Annotated in this window: 15 protein-coding genes; 11 read left to right on the top strand and 4 right to left on the bottom strand. The window is 50.2% G+C overall.

What is annotated here, in order from left to right:
• Nucleotides 1-270: a DUF6327 family protein gene (locus BLP55_RS12680; RefSeq protein WP_091144841.1), complete on the top strand. Its 270-nt coding sequence runs from the start codon at nt 1-3 to the stop codon at nt 268-270.
• A 10-nt stretch (nt 271-280) separates the two neighbouring features.
• Here BLP55_RS12680 and BLP55_RS12685 read toward each other — a convergent pair whose 3' ends face one another.
• Nucleotides 281-1,267, bottom strand: a complete 987-nt coding sequence (locus BLP55_RS12685) for an SPFH domain-containing protein (protein WP_091144844.1) — start codon at nt 1,265-1,267, stop codon at nt 281-283.
• 70 nt (nt 1,268-1,337) lie between these two features.
• Between BLP55_RS12685 and BLP55_RS12690 the strand changes: the two genes are divergently transcribed.
• Together BLP55_RS12690 and BLP55_RS12695 are read left to right on the top strand one after the other, a co-directional pair.
• The gene (locus tag BLP55_RS12690; RefSeq protein WP_091144847.1) at nt 1,338-1,991 is read left to right on the top strand and encodes an outer membrane beta-barrel protein; all 654 of its coding nucleotides are present in this window, start codon (nt 1,338-1,340) and stop codon (nt 1,989-1,991) included.
• 1 nt (nt 1,992) lies between these two features.
• On the top strand, nt 1,993-2,577 hold the full coding sequence (locus tag BLP55_RS12695) for a hypothetical protein (protein WP_091144850.1): 585 nt from the start codon (nt 1,993-1,995) through the stop codon (nt 2,575-2,577).
• Nucleotides 2,578-2,605: 28 nt separating this feature from the next.
• On the opposite strand, the gene gltX is transcribed toward BLP55_RS12695, so the two are convergent.
• Nucleotides 2,606-4,117: a glutamate--tRNA ligase gene (gltX, locus tag BLP55_RS12700; RefSeq protein WP_091144854.1), complete on the bottom strand. Its 1,512-nt coding sequence runs from the start codon at nt 4,115-4,117 to the stop codon at nt 2,606-2,608.
• A gap of 275 nt (nt 4,118-4,392) precedes the next feature.
• Here gltX and BLP55_RS12705 point away from each other — a divergent pair, with 275 nt between their 5' ends.
• The 7 genes from BLP55_RS12705 (at nt 4,393) to BLP55_RS12735 (ending at nt 14,627) form a co-directional block, all read left to right on the top strand.
• Complete coding sequence (locus BLP55_RS12705) at nt 4,393-7,737, top strand: hypothetical protein (protein WP_091144858.1); 3,345 nt, start codon at nt 4,393-4,395, stop codon at nt 7,735-7,737.
• Complete coding sequence (ybeY, locus tag BLP55_RS12710; RefSeq protein WP_091144861.1) at nt 7,734-8,150, top strand: rRNA maturation RNase YbeY; 417 nt, start codon at nt 7,734-7,736, stop codon at nt 8,148-8,150. Before BLP55_RS12705 ends, ybeY begins: the two co-directional genes overlap by 4 nt.
• A gap of 22 nt (nt 8,151-8,172) precedes the next feature.
• Nucleotides 8,173-10,044 (top strand): tRNA uridine-5-carboxymethylaminomethyl(34) synthesis enzyme MnmG, encoded by a 1,872-nt coding sequence (gene mnmG, locus BLP55_RS12715; protein WP_091144864.1) that lies wholly within the window; start codon nt 8,173-8,175, stop codon nt 10,042-10,044.
• Nucleotides 10,041-10,556, top strand: a complete 516-nt coding sequence (locus tag BLP55_RS12720; RefSeq protein WP_091144868.1) for a hypothetical protein — start codon at nt 10,041-10,043, stop codon at nt 10,554-10,556. The genes mnmG and BLP55_RS12720 overlap by 4 nt, the downstream gene beginning before the upstream one ends.
• On the top strand, nt 10,553-11,410 hold the full coding sequence (locus BLP55_RS12725) for a class I SAM-dependent methyltransferase (RefSeq protein ID WP_091144872.1): 858 nt from the start codon (nt 10,553-10,555) through the stop codon (nt 11,408-11,410). Before BLP55_RS12720 ends, BLP55_RS12725 begins: the two co-directional genes overlap by 4 nt.
• A 232-nt stretch (nt 11,411-11,642) precedes the next feature.
• Nucleotides 11,643-12,239: an OmpH/Skp family outer membrane protein gene (locus BLP55_RS12730; protein ID WP_091144876.1), complete on the top strand. Its 597-nt coding sequence runs from the start codon at nt 11,643-11,645 to the stop codon at nt 12,237-12,239.
• A 114-nt stretch (nt 12,240-12,353) separates the two neighbouring features.
• Nucleotides 12,354-14,627, top strand: coding sequence for a helix-turn-helix domain-containing protein (locus BLP55_RS12735; RefSeq protein ID WP_091144879.1), 2,274 nt, complete (start codon nt 12,354-12,356; stop codon nt 14,625-14,627).
• On the opposite strand, the gene BLP55_RS12740 is transcribed toward BLP55_RS12735, so the two are convergent.
• Nucleotides 14,620-15,018, bottom strand: a complete 399-nt coding sequence (locus BLP55_RS12740; protein WP_091144883.1) for a DoxX family membrane protein — start codon at nt 15,016-15,018, stop codon at nt 14,620-14,622. The two genes, BLP55_RS12735 and BLP55_RS12740, sit on opposite strands and share 8 nt — an antisense overlap.
• Nucleotides 15,019-15,022: 4 nt before the next feature.
• Nucleotides 15,023-16,171, bottom strand: a complete 1,149-nt coding sequence (locus BLP55_RS12745; RefSeq protein ID WP_091144886.1) for a DNA polymerase III subunit — start codon at nt 16,169-16,171, stop codon at nt 15,023-15,025.
• Nucleotides 16,172-16,295: 124 nt separating this feature from the next.
• Here BLP55_RS12745 and BLP55_RS12750 point away from each other — a divergent pair, with 124 nt between their 5' ends.
• Complete coding sequence (locus tag BLP55_RS12750) at nt 16,296-17,366, top strand: hypothetical protein (RefSeq protein ID WP_091144889.1); 1,071 nt, start codon at nt 16,296-16,298, stop codon at nt 17,364-17,366.

Below are 17,366 nucleotides of genomic sequence, written 5' to 3' on the forward strand. Positions count from 1 at the left end.
ATGGAAAAGAAACGTTATTCGTCGTATGCCGAAATCGACCGCGACCTCGAAATCCTCAAGATTGAGAAAGACATCGAGTACCAAAAGTTGCTCGTCAGCCTGCAGCAAACACGCGAGAGCTTTACGCCGCAAAACATGGTCAAGAGCTTCCTGGGCTCGTTGCCTTCGTTCGACTGGAAAGAGGCGCTGCGACAGTCCTATGGCAGTATACTCAACATGGCCATCCCGCTCATCATGGGTTGGTTATCCAAAAAGAAAAGAGGCCAATAGCCTCTTTTTTTTATACCGTAATGTCTGGATTCTCGGGGTTCTCGGGTGCGTCCCTGAACCGCGATTCGGGTTTTTGCTTTTTGAGGACAGGCGTGTTCTTTTTCATCATTTCGCCCACCTGGTTCGATGCGCTGAACGAAGCCACCATGTTGTTGAGCATGTCGCTGCCCGCTTGCGGCGAGTTGGGTAAGAGGATCAGGTTCGAATTGGTATCGGCGCCAATGGCCTGCAGCGTATCGTAATGTTGCGTCACGACAATCAGGGCCGAAGCTTCCTGCGAGTTAATTCCCACGTTGTTCAACACCTCGACGCTTTCTACGAGTCCGCGTGCAATTTCGCGGCGTTGGTCGGCAATACCTTGTCCTTGAAGACGTTTGCTCTCGGCTTCGGCCTTGGCTTTGGCCACGATGCGGATGCGCGAACTTTCGGCTTCGAACTCGGCGGCGGTCTTTTCGCGGTCGGCGGCGTTGATGCGGTTCATCGCGTTTTTGACTTGCAAATCAGGGTCGATGTCGGTCACGAGCGTATTGATGATGTCGTATCCGTAGGTCATCATGGCTTCGTTGAGCTCTCGTTTGACGGCTATTGCGATGTCGTCTTTTCTTTCGAAAACATCATCGAGTTTGAGTTTCGGGACTTCGGCGCGCACCACATCGAACACATAGGCCGTGATCTGGTCGTGCGGGTATTCGAGTTTGTAGAACGCGTCGTACACCTTGTCCTGTATGACCTTGAATTGTACCGATACCTTCATCTTGACAAATACATTGTCCTTGGTCTTGGTCTCGATGATCACATCAAGCTGTTGGATCTTGAGGTTTACGCGGCCTGCGATGCGGTCGATGATCGGGATCTTGAGCTGCAATCCCGAGTTGCGTACGCTTAGAAATTTACCGAAACGCTCAATGATGACGGCCGTTTGTTGCTTGACCGTAAAAAAAGAAGAAAGGAAAACAAATAGGGCAAAGACCAAAAAAATGATAGAGGTGATACTCATGGCAATTAAGTTTTAAAATCCCCGTTAAATTACGAAAAATAAATTACGTTTGCCCTTCAAAACGAAACCTATGAAAAAGTTGCTCTTGACACTCGCACTGGCCGCGTGCCCGATTTTGGCCGTTGCGCAATGGGAATACCGCGATTCGAACCGTATCGGGATCATTGGCGGGATCAACCATTTTAGCTTGAACACCGATAATTTCGACGCCAAGCCAGAAGTAGGGTGGAACGCCGGTCTTTCGATGCGCGGCAATTTCTACAACAACTTCGACATGGTCTATGCGATGCAATTCAGCGAGAACAAATTCTCGGTCGAGACGACCAATCCGCTGACGGCGCAAAAAAAGGACGTCGGCTTTAAATTACCGTCGGCGCAAATCTCGCTCATGCTCAGCTACAAAATCGTCGAGCACCATTTGAGCATCGAATTCGGGCCGATGTTGCAGGTAAACGACAAATTCAAGATCGACGACGATGCCAACGTGAACAACATCATCGACGGCACGACGTTCAAGGCGGGCGACATCCGCAAGATCTCGAAATTCAATTTTTATCCGGTGGCGGGCGTCACGTTCGGGATCAAACACCTGCGCGGGAACATCCAATACGCTTATGGTTTGAACAACATCCTTGGCAATCTTAACGATACGGGGCTTTATCCGGGAACCAAATTCAAAGGCAATGCGGGTATATTGAGCGGCAACCTCATTATTTATTTGTAAGATGAAAAAGATAGTTGCACTTTTTTTACTGTCAGGATTGCCGGTTTTGGCGCAATCGATCCAAAAAAAGGACGGATCGACGATTGATTTAGCAGGAGGCAAAATCCATGTCGAAGCCGGTAACAAGCGTATCGTGTATTTCGAAAAGGACAGCAAAAAGGAGCAACGCGTCAAGTTCAAGGATTTAAAACAAGCCAGCTGGGACGATTTTGTGTTCCAAACGTTCGAGATAGCAGGAAAGACGCGCGGCTATTATGTCGTGGCGCAGCAAAACGGCAAGTCGTTGCTCGTATCCAAACGGACGCGTGTCAAAAGCCGGGGCGGATTCGAATCGACTTATACGCATTATGAAATGGCCATCGTCGACGCGCAATCGCAAATGGTCGACGCGTTGGAATTTACCGACGAGAACACCGACAAGAAAATCGGCGAACGTGCCAAAATCATCCCCATGATCGAAACCCATTTCGCCGGTTGTACCAAGCTGATCGAGAAGACAAGAGCGTTCGAAAGCCCGGCCAGCGATACCCAGAACAAGACCATATTGGTTTTACTCAACGAACCGACGCTTGTTAAATGCCTATAAAAAAAGCGCCTCTCGGGGCGCTTTTGTGTTATAATGTAGCGATCGCTTTTTGTATTCTGCTGATCGTTTCCTCCTTACCGATGATTTCGGCGATATCAAACAAATGCGGGCCTTTTAGCGCGCCCACAAGGCTTAGTCTGAACGGTTGCATCACTTTGCCCATGCCGATTTCGTTTTGGGTCATCCAATCCTTGACGATCGTTTCGATGTTTGCAGATCGGAAATCTTCGATGTTGGCCAATACTTCGACCAATTGGTTCATCAATACCGGCGTGTCTTCTTTCCAGTTCTTGGCGGCTTTTTCGTCATACGATGTAGGCGCGACAAAGAAGTAATCGCTGAGTTCCCAGAATTCCGACACGAAATGCGCGCGTTCCTTGATCAAACCGACGATGCGCGTGAGTTTGGTGGGCGAATAGGTGCGTGGTAGGTTTTTCGAAGCGACGACCGGGGCAAACGCTTGCGCGAGTTCGGCATCGTCTTTACCGATCAAATATTGGTGGTTGAACCATTTGTTCTTTTCGGGATCGAATTTGGCGCCGGCCTTGTGTACGCGACCCAAATCGAATGAATTACACAGTTCTTCGAGCGAAAACAGTTCTTTGTCGGTACCGTCGTTCCAGCCCAAAAGCGCGAGGAAATTGATAACCGCTTCCGGGAAAAATCCTTTTTCACGATAACCCGAAGAAACGCCTTCGTCGGTTTTCCATTCGAGCGGGAACACCGGAAAGCCCATCTTGTCGCCGTCGCGTTTGGAGAGTTTTCCGTTGCCGATGGGTTTCAAGATCAGCGGCAAATGCGCAAACTCGGGCGCGTCCCAACCAAATGCGCGGTAGAGCAGTACGTGTAACGGCATCGATGGCAACCATTCCTCGCCGCGGATCACGTGAGAGGTTTGCATCAGATGATCGTCTACGATGTTGGCCAAATGGTAGGTAGGCATGCCATCGCTTTTGAACAACACCTTGTCGTCGAGCAGGTTGGTATCGAATTTAATGTCGCCGCGGATGATGTCGTGCAGCTGCAACGTTTCGCCTACGGGAGTTTTGAATCGAATGACGTAATCTTCGCCGGCGGCCAATCGTTTGGCGACGTCTTCGGCCGAATTCGTCAGTGAATTGTCCAATTGTTCGCGTACCGAATGGTTGTAGATGAACGTTTGTCCCAAAGCCTCTTTGTCCTTGCGCATCGCATCGAGATTCTCGGCAGAATCGAACGCATAATAGGCGTGGCCCGACGCGATCAGCTGGTCGGCGTATTGTTTGTAGATGGCTTTGCGCTCGCTTTGTCGGTACGGCCCGAACTTTTCGTTCTTGCCTACGGTTTCCTCGGGCGAAATCCCAAGCCACTGGAGGGCTTCCATGATGTAGGCTTCGGCACCCGGGACAAACCTGTTTTGGTCGGTGTCCTCGATGCGCAGGTAGAAAACCCCGCCATGTTTCTTGGCGAAAAGATAGTTGAACAGCGCGGTGCGCACGCCGCCTATGTGTAAAGGTCCGGTAGGACTGGGTGCAAAACGCACTCGTACTGGCTTCGACATTTTGTAGAATTTTGCGCAAAGATACGATTGGAATCGCTTTTCCGGAATTTGAAAATTTGAAAATTTGAAAATTTGGAAATGCGCCCTGCGAGAGGAAGCTGTTGGCATACAAAAGAAAGGGGCCAGCCAAAGGGCAGGAAAGTGTGTGATGAGAAAGATTTGGGCATGTAAGAGATGGACTTTCGACCCAAAGTTTTACGATAGTTTTTTTGCATTTTTTTTAACCTTTTCCAATTCAGATAAAATCGTACTTTTAGCGGTTATAAGTTTGGCCCATGGCGACAGCGACGGTCATTTACGAGAAACTCGAGGCGTTTATCCGAAAATACTATACCAACGAACTCATCCGCGGCATACTGTTTTTTGTCGGACTGGGCTTGCTGTACCTGCTCTTTACGTTGTTTGTCGAGTATTTTTTATGGCTCAAACCCACAGGACGCACCGTGTTGTTCTGGTTGTTCGTCGGCGTAGAATTGTTTCTGCTGGCGCGCTATATTTTGTTCCCGATTTTCAAGCTTTTCAAGTTGCAAAAGGGGATAGGGTATGCCGAGGCGTCGCAAATCATCGGCAGCCATTTTAACGAAGTCGATGACAAGCTCACCAATTTCCTGCAACTTTCAAACGATTCGAACCAATCCGAATTGTTGCTTGCGTCGATCGAACAAAAGGCGCATGCGTTACAACCCATACCGTTTTCGAACGCCGTCAATTTCTCGAAGAACAAAAAATACCTGCCGTTGGCGTTGTTGCCGTTGTTGTTTTTCGCGTTCTTTTATCTTTCGGGCAATGCCGACGTGATTTCGGCAAGTCTCAACCGCGTCGTGCACCACCGCGAACAATTCCTGCCGCCGGCTCCGTTCGAATTTGTGTTGCTCAATGACAATCTTCAAACCGAACAAAACAAAGATTTTACCGTACGCGTCCAATCGCGCGGCAAGGTCGTTCCCGAAAATGCGATGATGGTTATTGGCGACGAAAGCTACTTCATGGAATCGTCGGGGCCGGGCACGTTCAGCTTTAAGATCGCCAAGCCGATGGACAACGTTTCGTTCCATATCGAAGCCAACGATATTTCGTCGCACGAGTACGAACTGGCCGTGGTGGCCGTGCCGTCGATCGCGAATTTCGAGATGGTTTTGAACTATCCGAATTACCTGGGCAAGAAAACCGAGACCATCAAAGGGACGGGCAACGCCATTGTCCCCGAGGGCACCAGCGTCACCTGGCGCATGCAAACGCTGGCCACGCAAAAAATCGAGTGGAGCGCCGGGGGCCATAGTTTTCCGTTTCTGAAAAATGACGACGTCTTTACGATTTCAAAAGGCATTTTGCAAAATACGGATTACCAGATCTTGACCTCGAACGACAAGGTTACGCATTACGAGAAACTCAATTACCAGTTGTCGGTTGTCAAGGACCAGTTCCCGACCATCAACGTCAATCCGGCGCCCGACAGCCTGAAGGTGCAAAAGAATTACGTGCTTGGGCAGGTTTCCGACGATTATGGATTGTCGAGATTGCAAATCGTCTACTATCCGAAGGACGCACCCGACAAGGCCCGCCGCGGAACCATCGCGGTCAAGAATGGCGTGTTCGACCAATTCGTTTTTGCGTTTCCGAGTACGTTGCCCGTGGAGCCTGGCGTGAATTACGAGTATTATTTCGAGGTGTTCGACAACGATGCAATCCATCATTTCAAGAGCACCAAATCGTCGGTGTTCTCGAACCGCATCCAAACCGAGGAAGAGAAAGCCGATGCGATGCTACAGCAGCAAAGCGAGAACATCAACAGTCTCGAGAAATCGTTGCGCAACCAGGACAAGCAGTTATCCGAGATCGACAAGCTGCAAAAGGCGGGCAAGGAGCGCGACAATCTGGAATTCAAGGACCAGCAAAAGATCAACGATTTCATCAAACGCCAAAAGCAACAAGACGAGATGATGAAGGAGTTTTCGAAAAAGATGGACGAAAACCTCGACAAATTCCAATCGGAGAAAAAAGACGAATTCAAGGAAGAATTGCAAAAGCGTCTGGAAAATGCCGAGAAAGACCTCGAGAAGAACCAAAAACTGCTCGACGAGCTCAAGGAACTCAACGACAAGATCAAGAACGAGGAGCTCATGGACAAGCTCGACAAGTTCAAACAAAACAGCAAGAACCAGGTCAAGAACCTAGAACAATTGGTCGAGCTGACCAAGAAATATTATGTCGAGAAAAAGGCCGAACAACTGGCCGACAAGCTCGACAAACTTTCTGAAAAGCAAGATAAACTCTCGGAAAGCGGCAAGGAGAACGACGCCAAGAAGCAGGACGAGATCAACAAGGAATTCGACAAAATCCAGAAAGAACTCAAGGAACTCGACAAGGAGAACCAGGAATTGAAGTCGCCGATGGACATTCCAAAAGACCCCGAAAAGGAGCAAAGCATCGACGAGGATTTGAAAAAGGCGTCGGACGAGTTACAAAAGGATGCCAAAGACAAGGCCAAACCCAAACAAAAGAGCGCGTCCAAGAAAATGAAGGAGATGAGCCAGAGCATGCAGGACAGCATGGCGGGCGGCGAGATGGAGCAGCTCGAAGAAGACGTCAAGATGTTGCGTCAGATACTCGACAACCTGCTGGCATTTTCGTTTTCGCAGGAAGATTTGATGGGGCAGTTCAAAGGGCTTAAGCGCGGATCGCCGTCGTTCAATAAAAACCTCAAGCTGCAGCAGGATCTGAAATTGCAGTTCAAACACGTCGATGACAGTTTGTTTGCGATGTCGTTGCGCAACCCGAAGATTGCCGAAGACGTGACCAAGGAAATCGGGAACGTGCACTACAACATCGACAAATCGCTCGAGAACCTGGTCGAGGCCAACGTCGCCAAGGGCGTTTCGCATCAGCAATACACGGTGTCGTCGGCCAACAAGCTCGCCGATTTTCTGAGCGACATCCTCAACGGGATGCAAATGTCGTTGTCGGGTTCTGGAACGGGCGGCAAGCCCAAACCCGGACAGGGACAGGGCGCGGGGATGCAACTGCCCGACATCATCAAGAAACAAGAAGGCCTTAGCGAACAAATGAAGGAGGCGATGAAAAAAGGCAAAAAGCCTGGCGATGGCAAGAGGCCCGGCGACGGTGAAAAACCAGGAGGTGGCGAGAAAGGCAAGCAAGGCAAAGACGGCAAATCGAGCGGGGGCGATGGCGAAGGACAGGAAGGAGAAGACGGCGAGGGCGACGCACGCGCGATCATGGAAATTTACAGAGAGCAAAAGCAGTTGCGCGAAGCACTGCAAAACGAATTGAACAAGAAAGGACTTGGGGGCAACGGACAAAACGCGCTCGACCAGATGAAGCAAATCGAGAAGCAATTGCTCAACAAAGGTTTTAACAACGAGACGTTGCAAAAAGCGCTCAACCTCAAGTACGAACTGTTGAAACTCGACAAAGCAGTCCAGTTGCAAGGCGAGGAAAAGAAACGGCAGGCCGAGACAAATAAAAAAGAGTTCAACAATCCTGCCAACGCGCTGCCAGCCAACCTGCAAGATTATTTGAATGCCATCGAGATTTTAAACAGACAAAGCTTACCTTTGCGCGCCAATTTTAACCAGAAGGTGCAAGAATATTTCAAGCAATGATTCAATTCAATTACGAGACAGATTTCGAATTAGCCGACGAGACGCTTTATGCCGACTGGATTTCCGAAGTCATTAAAAGCGAGCAGAAGGACGAAGGCGAGATCAATTACATCTTCTGCGACGACGATTATTTGATTGAAATCAACCGCCAGTATTTGGAGCATGATACACTTACTGACATCATCAGTTTCGATTATTCTGAAGGAAATGTCTTACAAGGCGATATTTTTATTTCGATTGAACGCGTCAAGGACAATGCCGACGATTTTAAGGTTTTGTTCGAGGAGGAGTTGCGCAGGGTGATGGCACACGGCGTACTGCACTATTGCGGATACAAGGACAAGTCCGAAGCCGACGAACAATTGATGCGCCGTAAGGAAGAAGAGAAGATGAAACTATTTCCAAAACAATAATGTTTCACGTGGAACAATGAGTATGTTTGAGAATGAATATGACGTAATCGTGGTGGGTGCAGGGCATGCTGGTTCAGAGGCCGCCGCCGCCGCCGCCAACATGGGATCCAAAACCTTGTTGGTGACGATGAGTTTGCAGAACATCGCGCAGATGTCGTGCAATCCGGCCATGGGTGGGATTGCCAAAGGGCAAATCGTGCGCGAGATCGATGCACTTGGGGGTTACTCGGGCATCGTGTCAGACAAGACGGCCATCCAGTTCAAGATGCTCAACAAATCCAAAGGCCCGGCCATGTGGTCGCCGCGCGTACAAAGCGACCGTATGCGGTTCGCCGAGGAGTGGCGGCTGATGCTCGAACAAACGCCCAACCTCGACTTTTACCAGGAGATGGTGCGCGGGCTGATCATCGAGAACGGACGCATTAGAGGCATCAAAACCTCGCTCGGCGTCGAGATCAAAGCCAAGGCGGTGGTGCTGACCAATGGTACGTTTTTAAACGGGCTCATCCACATTGGCGAGAAACAGTTTGGCGGCGGACGCGCAGGCGAGAGTGCCGCTTACGGGATTACCGAAGACTTGGTGAACGTGGGCTTCGAATCGGGACGGATGAAAACCGGAACACCACCGCGTGTAGACGGCCGTTCGCTCGATTATTCGAAAATGAACGAAGAGAAGGGCGATGCCAAGCCCGATAAATTTTCCTATTCCGACCAAACCAAACCGTTGGTTTTTCAGAAGTCGTGCCACATGACCTATACGTCGCCACTCGTGCACGAACTGTTGCGCGAGGGATTCGACCGGTCGCCGATGTTCAATGGGCGAATCCAGAGTTTGGGACCGCGTTATTGTCCGTCCATCGAAGACAAAATCAACCGGTTCGCCGACAAAGAAAGGCACCAATTGTTTGTTGAACCCGAGGGCTGGAATACCGTTGAGGTGTACGTCAACGGATTCTCTACGTCGCTGCCCGAGGACGTACAGTTTAAGGCGCTGCGTTCTGTCGTAGGGTTTGAAAACGTCAAGTTTTTCAGACCGGGGTATGCCATCGAGTACGACTATTTCCCACCGACGCAGCTCAAACATACGTTAGAGACCAAATTGGTCGAAGGACTGTATTTCGCAGGACAAATCAATGGAACGACCGGATATGAAGAGGCCGCTTCGCAAGGTTTGATGGCCGGCATCAACGCATCGCTCAAGGTCCAGGAGAAAGAGCCGTTGATCTTAAAACGCGACGAAGCCTACATCGGCGTCTTGATCGACGATTTGATCACCAAAGGCACCGAAGAACCGTACCGTATGTTTACTTCGCGCGCCGAATACCGTACGCTGTTGCGTCAGGACAACGCCGATTTCAGGTTGACACCCAAGTCGCACGCCATCGGTTTGGCCTCGGACAAGCGTATGAAACGTATGGAATACAAGTTCAACGAATCGGACAAGATGGTCAATTTCTTTAGGGAAACCAGTGTGACCGTGGCCGAAACCAACCCGATTTTAGAAGCCAAAGAATCGGCGCCGATTACGCAATCGGATAAAATGTTCAAGGTGTTTTCGCGCCCGCAAGTCGAATTGGAAGACATCCTCAAATTTGAGAAAGTACAAGAATACATCGCCAACAACGACCTCGACCAGGAAATAATTGAACAAGCCGAGATCCAGGTAAAGTATTCAGGTTATATCGAAAAGGAGCGCAACAACGCCGACAAACTCACGCGGTTGGAAGATGTCAAGATTCCGGAATTTTTCGATTACGAAAAAATCAAGTCGATGTCTATCGAGGCCAAACAAAAGCTGAGCAAGATTCGTCCGGTGACCATTTCGCAAGCTTCGCGTATTTCGGGCGTTTCACCAAGCGATATTTCGGTGCTGCTAATTCATATGGGAAGATGATGTTCCACGTGAAACCGAAAACGGCAAGCCATGTAGCCAAAGGGTTCGCGGTGATTTTGCTGTTGATTTTGCAAAGTTGCATCGGTGCGAGGGCGACGGTTCAAATTCCAGATTATTTGTTGTTGCCAAACGGCAAGGAACACTTGGGCGGGAAACCGCTCACCGGATTCGTGTTTGAAAACAATGTGCGTGCCAAGTTGCCGATCGAGCAATTTATCGCCTACAAATACAAATCGGCCAATTATTTCGAACGCGAGATTTGGGTCACGATCGATGGGGAACGGTACCAGTTGATCATTTACGATGCCGCCGATTTCGAAAAGTATTTCAACAGCGCCAATTTCTCGCCCATGAACGAAGAGGCGAAAGACGAACGGAACAGCACCCGAAAATTTGTCGCGATTTCGATGATCACCGATTACAACGAAGATTGTTTGTCTGATCAATCGCTGCTGCAAAACAAATCGGTCAAATACTTGCGCGATTTGAAAAACGAATACATCAACCAATGACGATTCCCAACCAAACCTTTCTTACGGTCAAAGACCATTCGGTGTCGGGCGAGGTATTCGAGTTACGCCACGATACGGAACTCGATTTGCTGGTCACGCATCCGCAACCGAGCGCCGAAGCGTTACCCAAATATTACGAAAGCGACGATTATATTTCACATACCGACGGCAAGCGTTCTTTGTTTGAAAAAGCCTATCATTTTGTAAAGGACATTGCGCTCAAAAACAAACTCGATTTGATTGCGTCGTTGCAACCCGGCAAAGGCCGATTGCTCGACATCGGCGCCGGAACAGGCGATTTTTTGAATGCAGCCAAACAGGCCGGATGGCATAGCACGGGAATTGAACCCAGCGAAAAGGCGCGCGCGATAGCTGAAAGAAAAGGCGTGACGTTTGTAACCGATCTTGGCCAACTCGAAGACCATTCGTTTGATGTGATCACAATGTGGCACGTACTGGAACATGTTCCCAATCTCGAGCACCAGATCGCCGAACTCAAGCGGCTGCTCAAACCAACTGGAACTATTTTGGTTGCAGTTCCCAATTTCCGGTCGCATGATGCCAAACACTATGGCGCTTTTTGGGCGGCCTATGACGTGCCGCGGCATTTGTGGCATTTTTCAAAAACCGCGATCGAGAAGTTATTTGCGACGCAAGACCTTAAACTGGCCGATGTGTTGCCGATGAAATTCGACGCATTTTACGTTTCGCTGCTGTCCGAGAAATACAAAGCAGGCAAGATGAATTTTGTCGGCGCGGTGATTACCGGATTGCGCTCGAATTGGAAGGCCAGACGAACCAAGCAGTATTCGTCGCATATTTATGTGCTAAAAAACACGCGAAAATCGAATTAAGCGCCGCCAGCGGGCCGAACAACATTCAAGCAGGGAGAAGGTGTCGGAAATCTGAAAATCGCTTAAAACGCATTTGTGAAGGCTGTTTCTAATAGTTGTTTTCAATTTGAATCAAGTATCCGATAAGCGCGGCCTATACCAGTTAGAACACAAAAAATTCAAAACTTTTTAAACGCCGGTTTTTTGCCGCGTCAAAAATTTATACTTTTGAAACCGAATTAAAAACGTGATCATGAAAAAATACATCATTTTGGGTGTGATGGCCGTTGCGGCGCTATCGTGCAATGAAAAAGCAGCAGCCCCGGCCAAAGAATTTAAGACCGCTTATGTCGATACCTCTAAATTGATCGAGGAGTATACCGAAGCCAAAGACATCGAGGCCAAATACAAAGCAAAATCAGAGGAAATGGGCCGCGAGCTCGAAGCTGAGGTCAACCGATTCAAGTCGGAGGCAAGCAATTTCCAAAAAAATGCACAAGCCAACGGACAAGCCTGGGCACAGCAAAAAGGGGCCGAGCTCCAAAAACGCGAACAACAATTGGGCTACGCACAGCAAGCCATGTTGCAGCAATTGCAAAACGAGAGCGGCGCCGAGATGGATACGTTGGTCAAAAACGTCAAAAAATTCATCAAGGATTACGGCAAGGAAAAAGGTTATGACTATGTGTTTGCTACGGGCGAAGCGGTTTCGATCCTGTATGCCAAGGATTCGTACGACATCACCAAAGAGATCATCCAATTGCTCGACGACAAGTACAAAAACGGGCCTAAAAAAGAAGACAAACCGGCCGACAGCAAAGACGCCAAAGCCACCGAGGCCAAGAAGTAAAAATACACTAATGCATAAAGATGCCTTCAGCCTACCGTTGGAGGCATTTTTTATGGCTGTAAACCAACCGATTGAAGACAAAAAAACCTATTTTTACGTTTTAATCTCTACGCCATGGAAACCTTATCAGATGCCGCACAATACACGTTGCGTTTCGTCAACCAAACCCACCGTTCGGTATTCCTGACCGGGAAAGCCGGTACCGGGAAAACCACTTTACTTCACGAGATCATCCGCACCACCCACAAGAACGTTGTGGTGGTGGCGCCCACGGGAATCGCCGCACTCAATGCCGGCGGGGTGACCATTCATTCGATGTTCCAACTGCCGTTTGCGGGCTTCATCCCCGACGAACGCGCACCGCAATTTTCCGATTTTGTAAAATTCGAAACCAAGGCCACGCTGCGCAGGCATTTCAAGATGAGCGGTTTGAAGAAAGCCGTGATCCGCAACATGGAATTGCTCATCATAGACGAAGTCAGTATGTTGCGCGCCGATTTGCTCGACGCCATCGATTTCATGATGCAATCGGTGCGGCAAAACAGCAGTCCGTTTGGCGGAGTGCAGGTGCTTTTCATTGGCGACCTGCTGCAGTTGCCGCCCGTGGTCAAGAACCAGGAATGGCACACCTTGCGCCAATTCTACAAAGGCAAATTCTTTTTCCACGCGCATGTAATCCAACGCCAGCCGCCGCTTTACATCGAATTGTCTAAGATATACCGGCAAAGCGACGATGCGTTCATCTCGATTTTGAATAACCTGCGCAACAACCACATCACACCCGACGATATCCACGTGCTCAACGGCTATGTACGGCCCGATTTCGACCTCAAGAAGCATCCGGGCTACATCATCCTGACCACGCACAATGCCAAGGCCGATGCAATCAACGCACAGTCGTTGAAGGATTTGGACGGACAAACGTTTCGCTATGCGCCAGAGATCATCGGCGATTTTCCCGAAAAGATTTTTCCGGTAGACGAGCAGCTGCAGCTCAAGGTGGGCGCGCAGATCATGTTCATCAAGAACGATCTGTCGTTCGACAAGCAGTTCTTCAACGGCAAGATGGGTGTGGTCAAATCGCTTTCGGAAGCCGAGATCCACGTCTATTTTCCCGAAGAAAACAAAACCATCGAAGTCGAACGTTACGAATGGCAGAACATCCGGTACAAGGTCAACGAAGCCACCAAGGAAATAGAGGAGGAGGTGCTCGGGACTTTTACGCATTTCCCGATCAAGCTGGCTTGGGCGATCACCGTCCACAAAAGCCAGGGGCTTACATTCGACCGTGCCGCGCTCGATATTTCGAACGTTTTCGAGGCGGGCCAGGCCTACGTAGCCTTGTCGCGTTTGCGTGGCTTAGACGGGCTCGTTTTGCTGTCGTCGCTCCAAACGAACGGTATTTCGAACGACCAAGGCGTCATGGATTACGCGCAGCACAAGGCCAATGATACACAGCTCGCCCAATCGCTGCAAAACGATACGCGCCAGTTCATCCACAGGTTTCTTGCGGCCAGTTTCGATTGGCGACAACTTGCGCAGCAATGGCGCAACCACCGGTTCAGCTACAACCAGGAGGCCTTGAATTCGCCCAAATCCAAACACGCGATGTGGGCCATCAAGAACCTCGAGGCGGTCGAGGGATTGCTCGCTCCGGCGGGGAAGTTTATGGTACAGCTCGACAAGTTGTTCGCCGCAGAGACACCCGATTTTGCTTTCGTGGCCGAACGTGTCCAGGCGGCGTGCGATTATTTCCAAAAACCGCTGGACGATTTGGTCTTGACAATTTTGTGGAAGCTCGAAGAAATCAAGCGCACCAAAAAGGCCAAGGCTTTTTTCGAGGAATTGCTCGAGCTCGAGGAGCTGCAAACCAAAGCCATGTTGCAATTGTTCAAGGCCAGAAGTCTTGTCAATGTTGTGGTGGCGGGCGGCGAGATATCGAAAGAAAACCTGCAGACTTCCCAAATGCGCGACTACCGAAACCAAAAAATCGAATCGGTGGCGGCCGAGTTCCGCGAAAAACACGCCGCGCTCCTCGAAACCGACGACGATGTCGAACGCTACGTCAAAAAGACCAAGAAAGAACCCAAGAAGAACACCATCCTGGTCACGCTCGAGCTTTGGCATGCGCAAAACACGATCAAGGAAATCGCGGACATCCGCAAATTGACGACGCAAACCATCGCCAACCACATCGGCAAGCTAATCCAAATCAAGGCCATCAACATTACAGAGGTATTTCCGCAGGACAAAATCGACGCGTTGGCCGAAGCGTTCGAAGGTTACACCGAGGAATCGCTCGCCGGACTCAAAGAGCAACACGGCAGCCGTTTCACGTGGGACGAACTCAAAATTTTCAAAGCCAGCCTGGAGGTGCCCGCTAGCTGAGCCAGAAGACCGCCATGACGGCCGGGATGAAGTAAATCACCACCGTACGCGCGCCGTCGTAATCTTTGGCCAGCCGTTGCCCATACAGCAGCATGATGAGCGTGATGCACGAAAAGATTGCGCCATAAAGGCCATAGGTGCGGTTTTGGTTGACGAGCAACTGGATAACGCCCACCGTACACAAAATGCCCGAAATCAACTCGAGCACCAGGATGTGCAAAAGCGCCAGCGGAACACGGTTGCGCAACGAAGTATTGGCGAAATGTTCCTTGAGCCATTCGAGGTTGCCTTTCCAGTCCATGACTTTGTCGTAGCCCGATTGGATGAACGTCACGGCCAGCAAAACCAGCACCAGGATCGATGCCATATTGATAGAAACGATGTCGAACATAAGCCTATTTTTTATGGATGAGACGTGTAAGTTTGATCGATAAATCGGTCAGGACAATCTTGGCGTTCCCGTTGCGCTCGATGTGGTACACCGCATCGGAAAGTTCCTTAAATATATCATTTATATTGTTACCGTTGACGAACGGCGCAAAATTCTCGAGTTTGAACTTCTCGATTTTGGGCTCCATGTACACCAGCGAGGTCGCCTGGTAGTTGAGCAACAGCGCCTGGCGGAACATGTCGATGCAATAGTGCAGGAATTTTTTTTGTGTTTCACGTCCGAGCGCCGCGATTTGCTCGCTCCAGCCAATGAGATCGCCTACAGCCGCGGCATTGCCCTTGGCACGGAATGCCCCGCGTACCCAATCGACGAACCATTTTTCGAACAAGGCGTCTTCGCCGTCTTCGTGCAGCAACTGCAAGGCTTTGTTGTAATTGCCCTGCGCCTGGTGCGCGATTTTTGACGCGTTTCTCGGGTCGAGGTTTTGGCGCGCCACCAGTTCGTCGGCGATGACTTGGTCGGCCAATCGGTTGAATTGCAATACCTGGCAACGCGAGCGTATGGTTTGGATGATGTCTTCTTCGTTTTCGGCGATCAGGACGAACAGTGTTTTGTCCATCGGTTCCTCGAGGATCTTGAGCAATTTGTTCGACGCGGCGATGTTCAGTTTTTCGGCCATCCAAACAATCATCACTTTGTAGCCGCCTTCGTATGATTTGAGCGCCAAGGATTTGAGGATTTCCTGCGCATCCTCGACCCGGATTTCGCCCTGCTTGTTTTGCACGCCCAACGTTTGGTACCAGTTGAACAGCCCGGCATACGGATGCGCGGTCAGGAATTCGCGCCATTCCTGCACAAAGTCTGCGCTTTTGGGTTTTGATTTGACGCCTTCGGTGGTGACCGTCGGATAAATGAAATGCAGGTCGGGATGCGACAAGGTGTCGAATTTGACGTTGCAGGCCTCGTTGCCGCCCTGGTTTTCGTTGCCGGGGTTTTGACAAAGGATGTATTGCGCATAGGCGATGGCCATCGGCAAGGTGCCGCAGCCTTCGGGTCCGACAAAAAGTTGCGCATGGGGAATACGGCCCGCCTGGGCGCTGTGGATCAAATGACTTTTGATGTAGTCCTGTCCTAAGATTTCTGAAAACCGCATAGGCAAATATAGTCGAATCCGCGCACGCGGCAAACTTCGGACGGTTTTGCATCATTCGCAAGAATCCGTCGTTCGGCTTGTTTGATTTTGGCGTAACTTTGAACAAACTGATAAACAAAACATTATGAAAAAAACGATGACGTTATTGGCGTTGGGATTGCTGATGGGTTGCGGGACAAAAGATGGCGAAAATAAGCCAAACGAAAGCCAACCCATTGAAGCCGCCCCATCGGATGAAGTGGTGTTCAAACCCATGATCGACCCCAAAACCAACGAGGCCTACGCGATGATGCCGTTGCCCATGAGCTGGCGCATCAACCAAACCGGCGCGGCGCTCATCGAAAGCCCCGACGGCGTGCGCGTTTACAACTTGCCGTTGCGGTATTTTGTTTATACCGACGATCCGTATTTTTTGCAACTGTATTCGCAAAGCGGACAACCCGTACGTCGTTTTGTAGAAATCGATCAATTGCTGCACGAAGATTTTTTGCCGATCGCCGATCGCGAAGGATCTAAGTTTGTCGAGAAAATGGCCGTACCCGAAATCGCCCAAGCCGACCGCACCTACGACGCCATGCTGTTCAAAGTGACGCCGAGCCAACAACAATTCAACGCTTTCGCGACCGAATGGCAAGACAAGGAGGGCAATCCGTATCTGATTGTCATCCACCAGAATGCGAGCTATGCGAACAACCTGCTCAATTGGGGCTACTATTGCCAGGCGATGCAGGCGCCAAAGGCGGTGTACGAAAAGGCCAAGCAAACCTTGCTTTATGGGCTGGCGCACACCCAGTACAACCCGAAAAGCGTCGAGGCCTACAACCGATCCGAAGCGCAAAAAGCCAACGCAAGCATGGCCGCGCACCAACAACGCATGACGGCGTTGCAACAGAATTTCGACCAAAGCCAACGCGCCTTCGAGAGCAAGCGCGATGCGATCAACGCGTCGATCATGGCCAACTACCAAAACGCCGATGCGGCATCGGACCGAAGCCACAACCGCTTTTTGAATTACATCAAGGGCGAAGAAACCGTCTCGGCGGGTGGCCAGCGCTACCAGGTACAGGGCGGCTCGAACCAGTATTGGGTCAACCAAAATGGCGAGTACGTGGGTTCGAACGATCCGAATTACGACCCCAACCGCAACCAAGGCACCGAAAACCAAACCTGGGACGAAGCACAAATCGAGCGTTGA

The organism is Flavobacterium caeni, assembly GCF_900101895.1.
GTDB classification, from domain to species: Bacteria; Bacteroidota; Bacteroidia; order Flavobacteriales; family Flavobacteriaceae; genus Flavobacterium; species Flavobacterium caeni.

Excerpts from the sequence above, each read along its gene's own strand:
- BLP55_RS12680 (WP_091144841.1), top strand. The coding sequence starts at position 1 with ATGGAAAAGAAACGTTATTCGTCGTATGCCGAAATCGACCGCGACCTC.
- BLP55_RS12685 (WP_091144844.1), bottom strand. The coding sequence starts at position 1,267 with ATGAGTATCACCTCTATCATTTTTTTGGTCTTTGCCCTATTTGTTTTC.
- BLP55_RS12690 (WP_091144847.1), top strand. The coding sequence starts at position 1,338 with ATGAAAAAGTTGCTCTTGACACTCGCACTGGCCGCGTGCCCGATTTTG.
- BLP55_RS12695 (WP_091144850.1), top strand. The coding sequence starts at position 1,993 with ATGAAAAAGATAGTTGCACTTTTTTTACTGTCAGGATTGCCGGTTTTG.
- gltX (WP_091144854.1), bottom strand. The coding sequence starts at position 4,117 with ATGTCGAAGCCAGTACGAGTGCGTTTTGCACCCAGTCCTACCGGACCT.
- BLP55_RS12705 (WP_091144858.1), top strand. The coding sequence starts at position 4,393 with ATGGCGACAGCGACGGTCATTTACGAGAAACTCGAGGCGTTTATCCGA.
- ybeY (WP_091144861.1), top strand. The coding sequence starts at position 7,734 with ATGATTCAATTCAATTACGAGACAGATTTCGAATTAGCCGACGAGACG.
- mnmG (WP_091144864.1), top strand. The coding sequence starts at position 8,173 with ATGTTTGAGAATGAATATGACGTAATCGTGGTGGGTGCAGGGCATGCT.
- BLP55_RS12720 (WP_091144868.1), top strand. The coding sequence starts at position 10,041 with ATGATGTTCCACGTGAAACCGAAAACGGCAAGCCATGTAGCCAAAGGG.
- BLP55_RS12725 (WP_091144872.1), top strand. The coding sequence starts at position 10,553 with ATGACGATTCCCAACCAAACCTTTCTTACGGTCAAAGACCATTCGGTG.
- BLP55_RS12730 (WP_091144876.1), top strand. The coding sequence starts at position 11,643 with ATGAAAAAATACATCATTTTGGGTGTGATGGCCGTTGCGGCGCTATCG.
- BLP55_RS12735 (WP_091144879.1), top strand. The coding sequence starts at position 12,354 with ATGGAAACCTTATCAGATGCCGCACAATACACGTTGCGTTTCGTCAAC.
- BLP55_RS12740 (WP_091144883.1), bottom strand. The coding sequence starts at position 15,018 with ATGTTCGACATCGTTTCTATCAATATGGCATCGATCCTGGTGCTGGTT.
- BLP55_RS12745 (WP_091144886.1), bottom strand. The coding sequence starts at position 16,171 with ATGCGGTTTTCAGAAATCTTAGGACAGGACTACATCAAAAGTCATTTG.
- BLP55_RS12750 (WP_091144889.1), top strand. The coding sequence starts at position 16,296 with ATGAAAAAAACGATGACGTTATTGGCGTTGGGATTGCTGATGGGTTGC.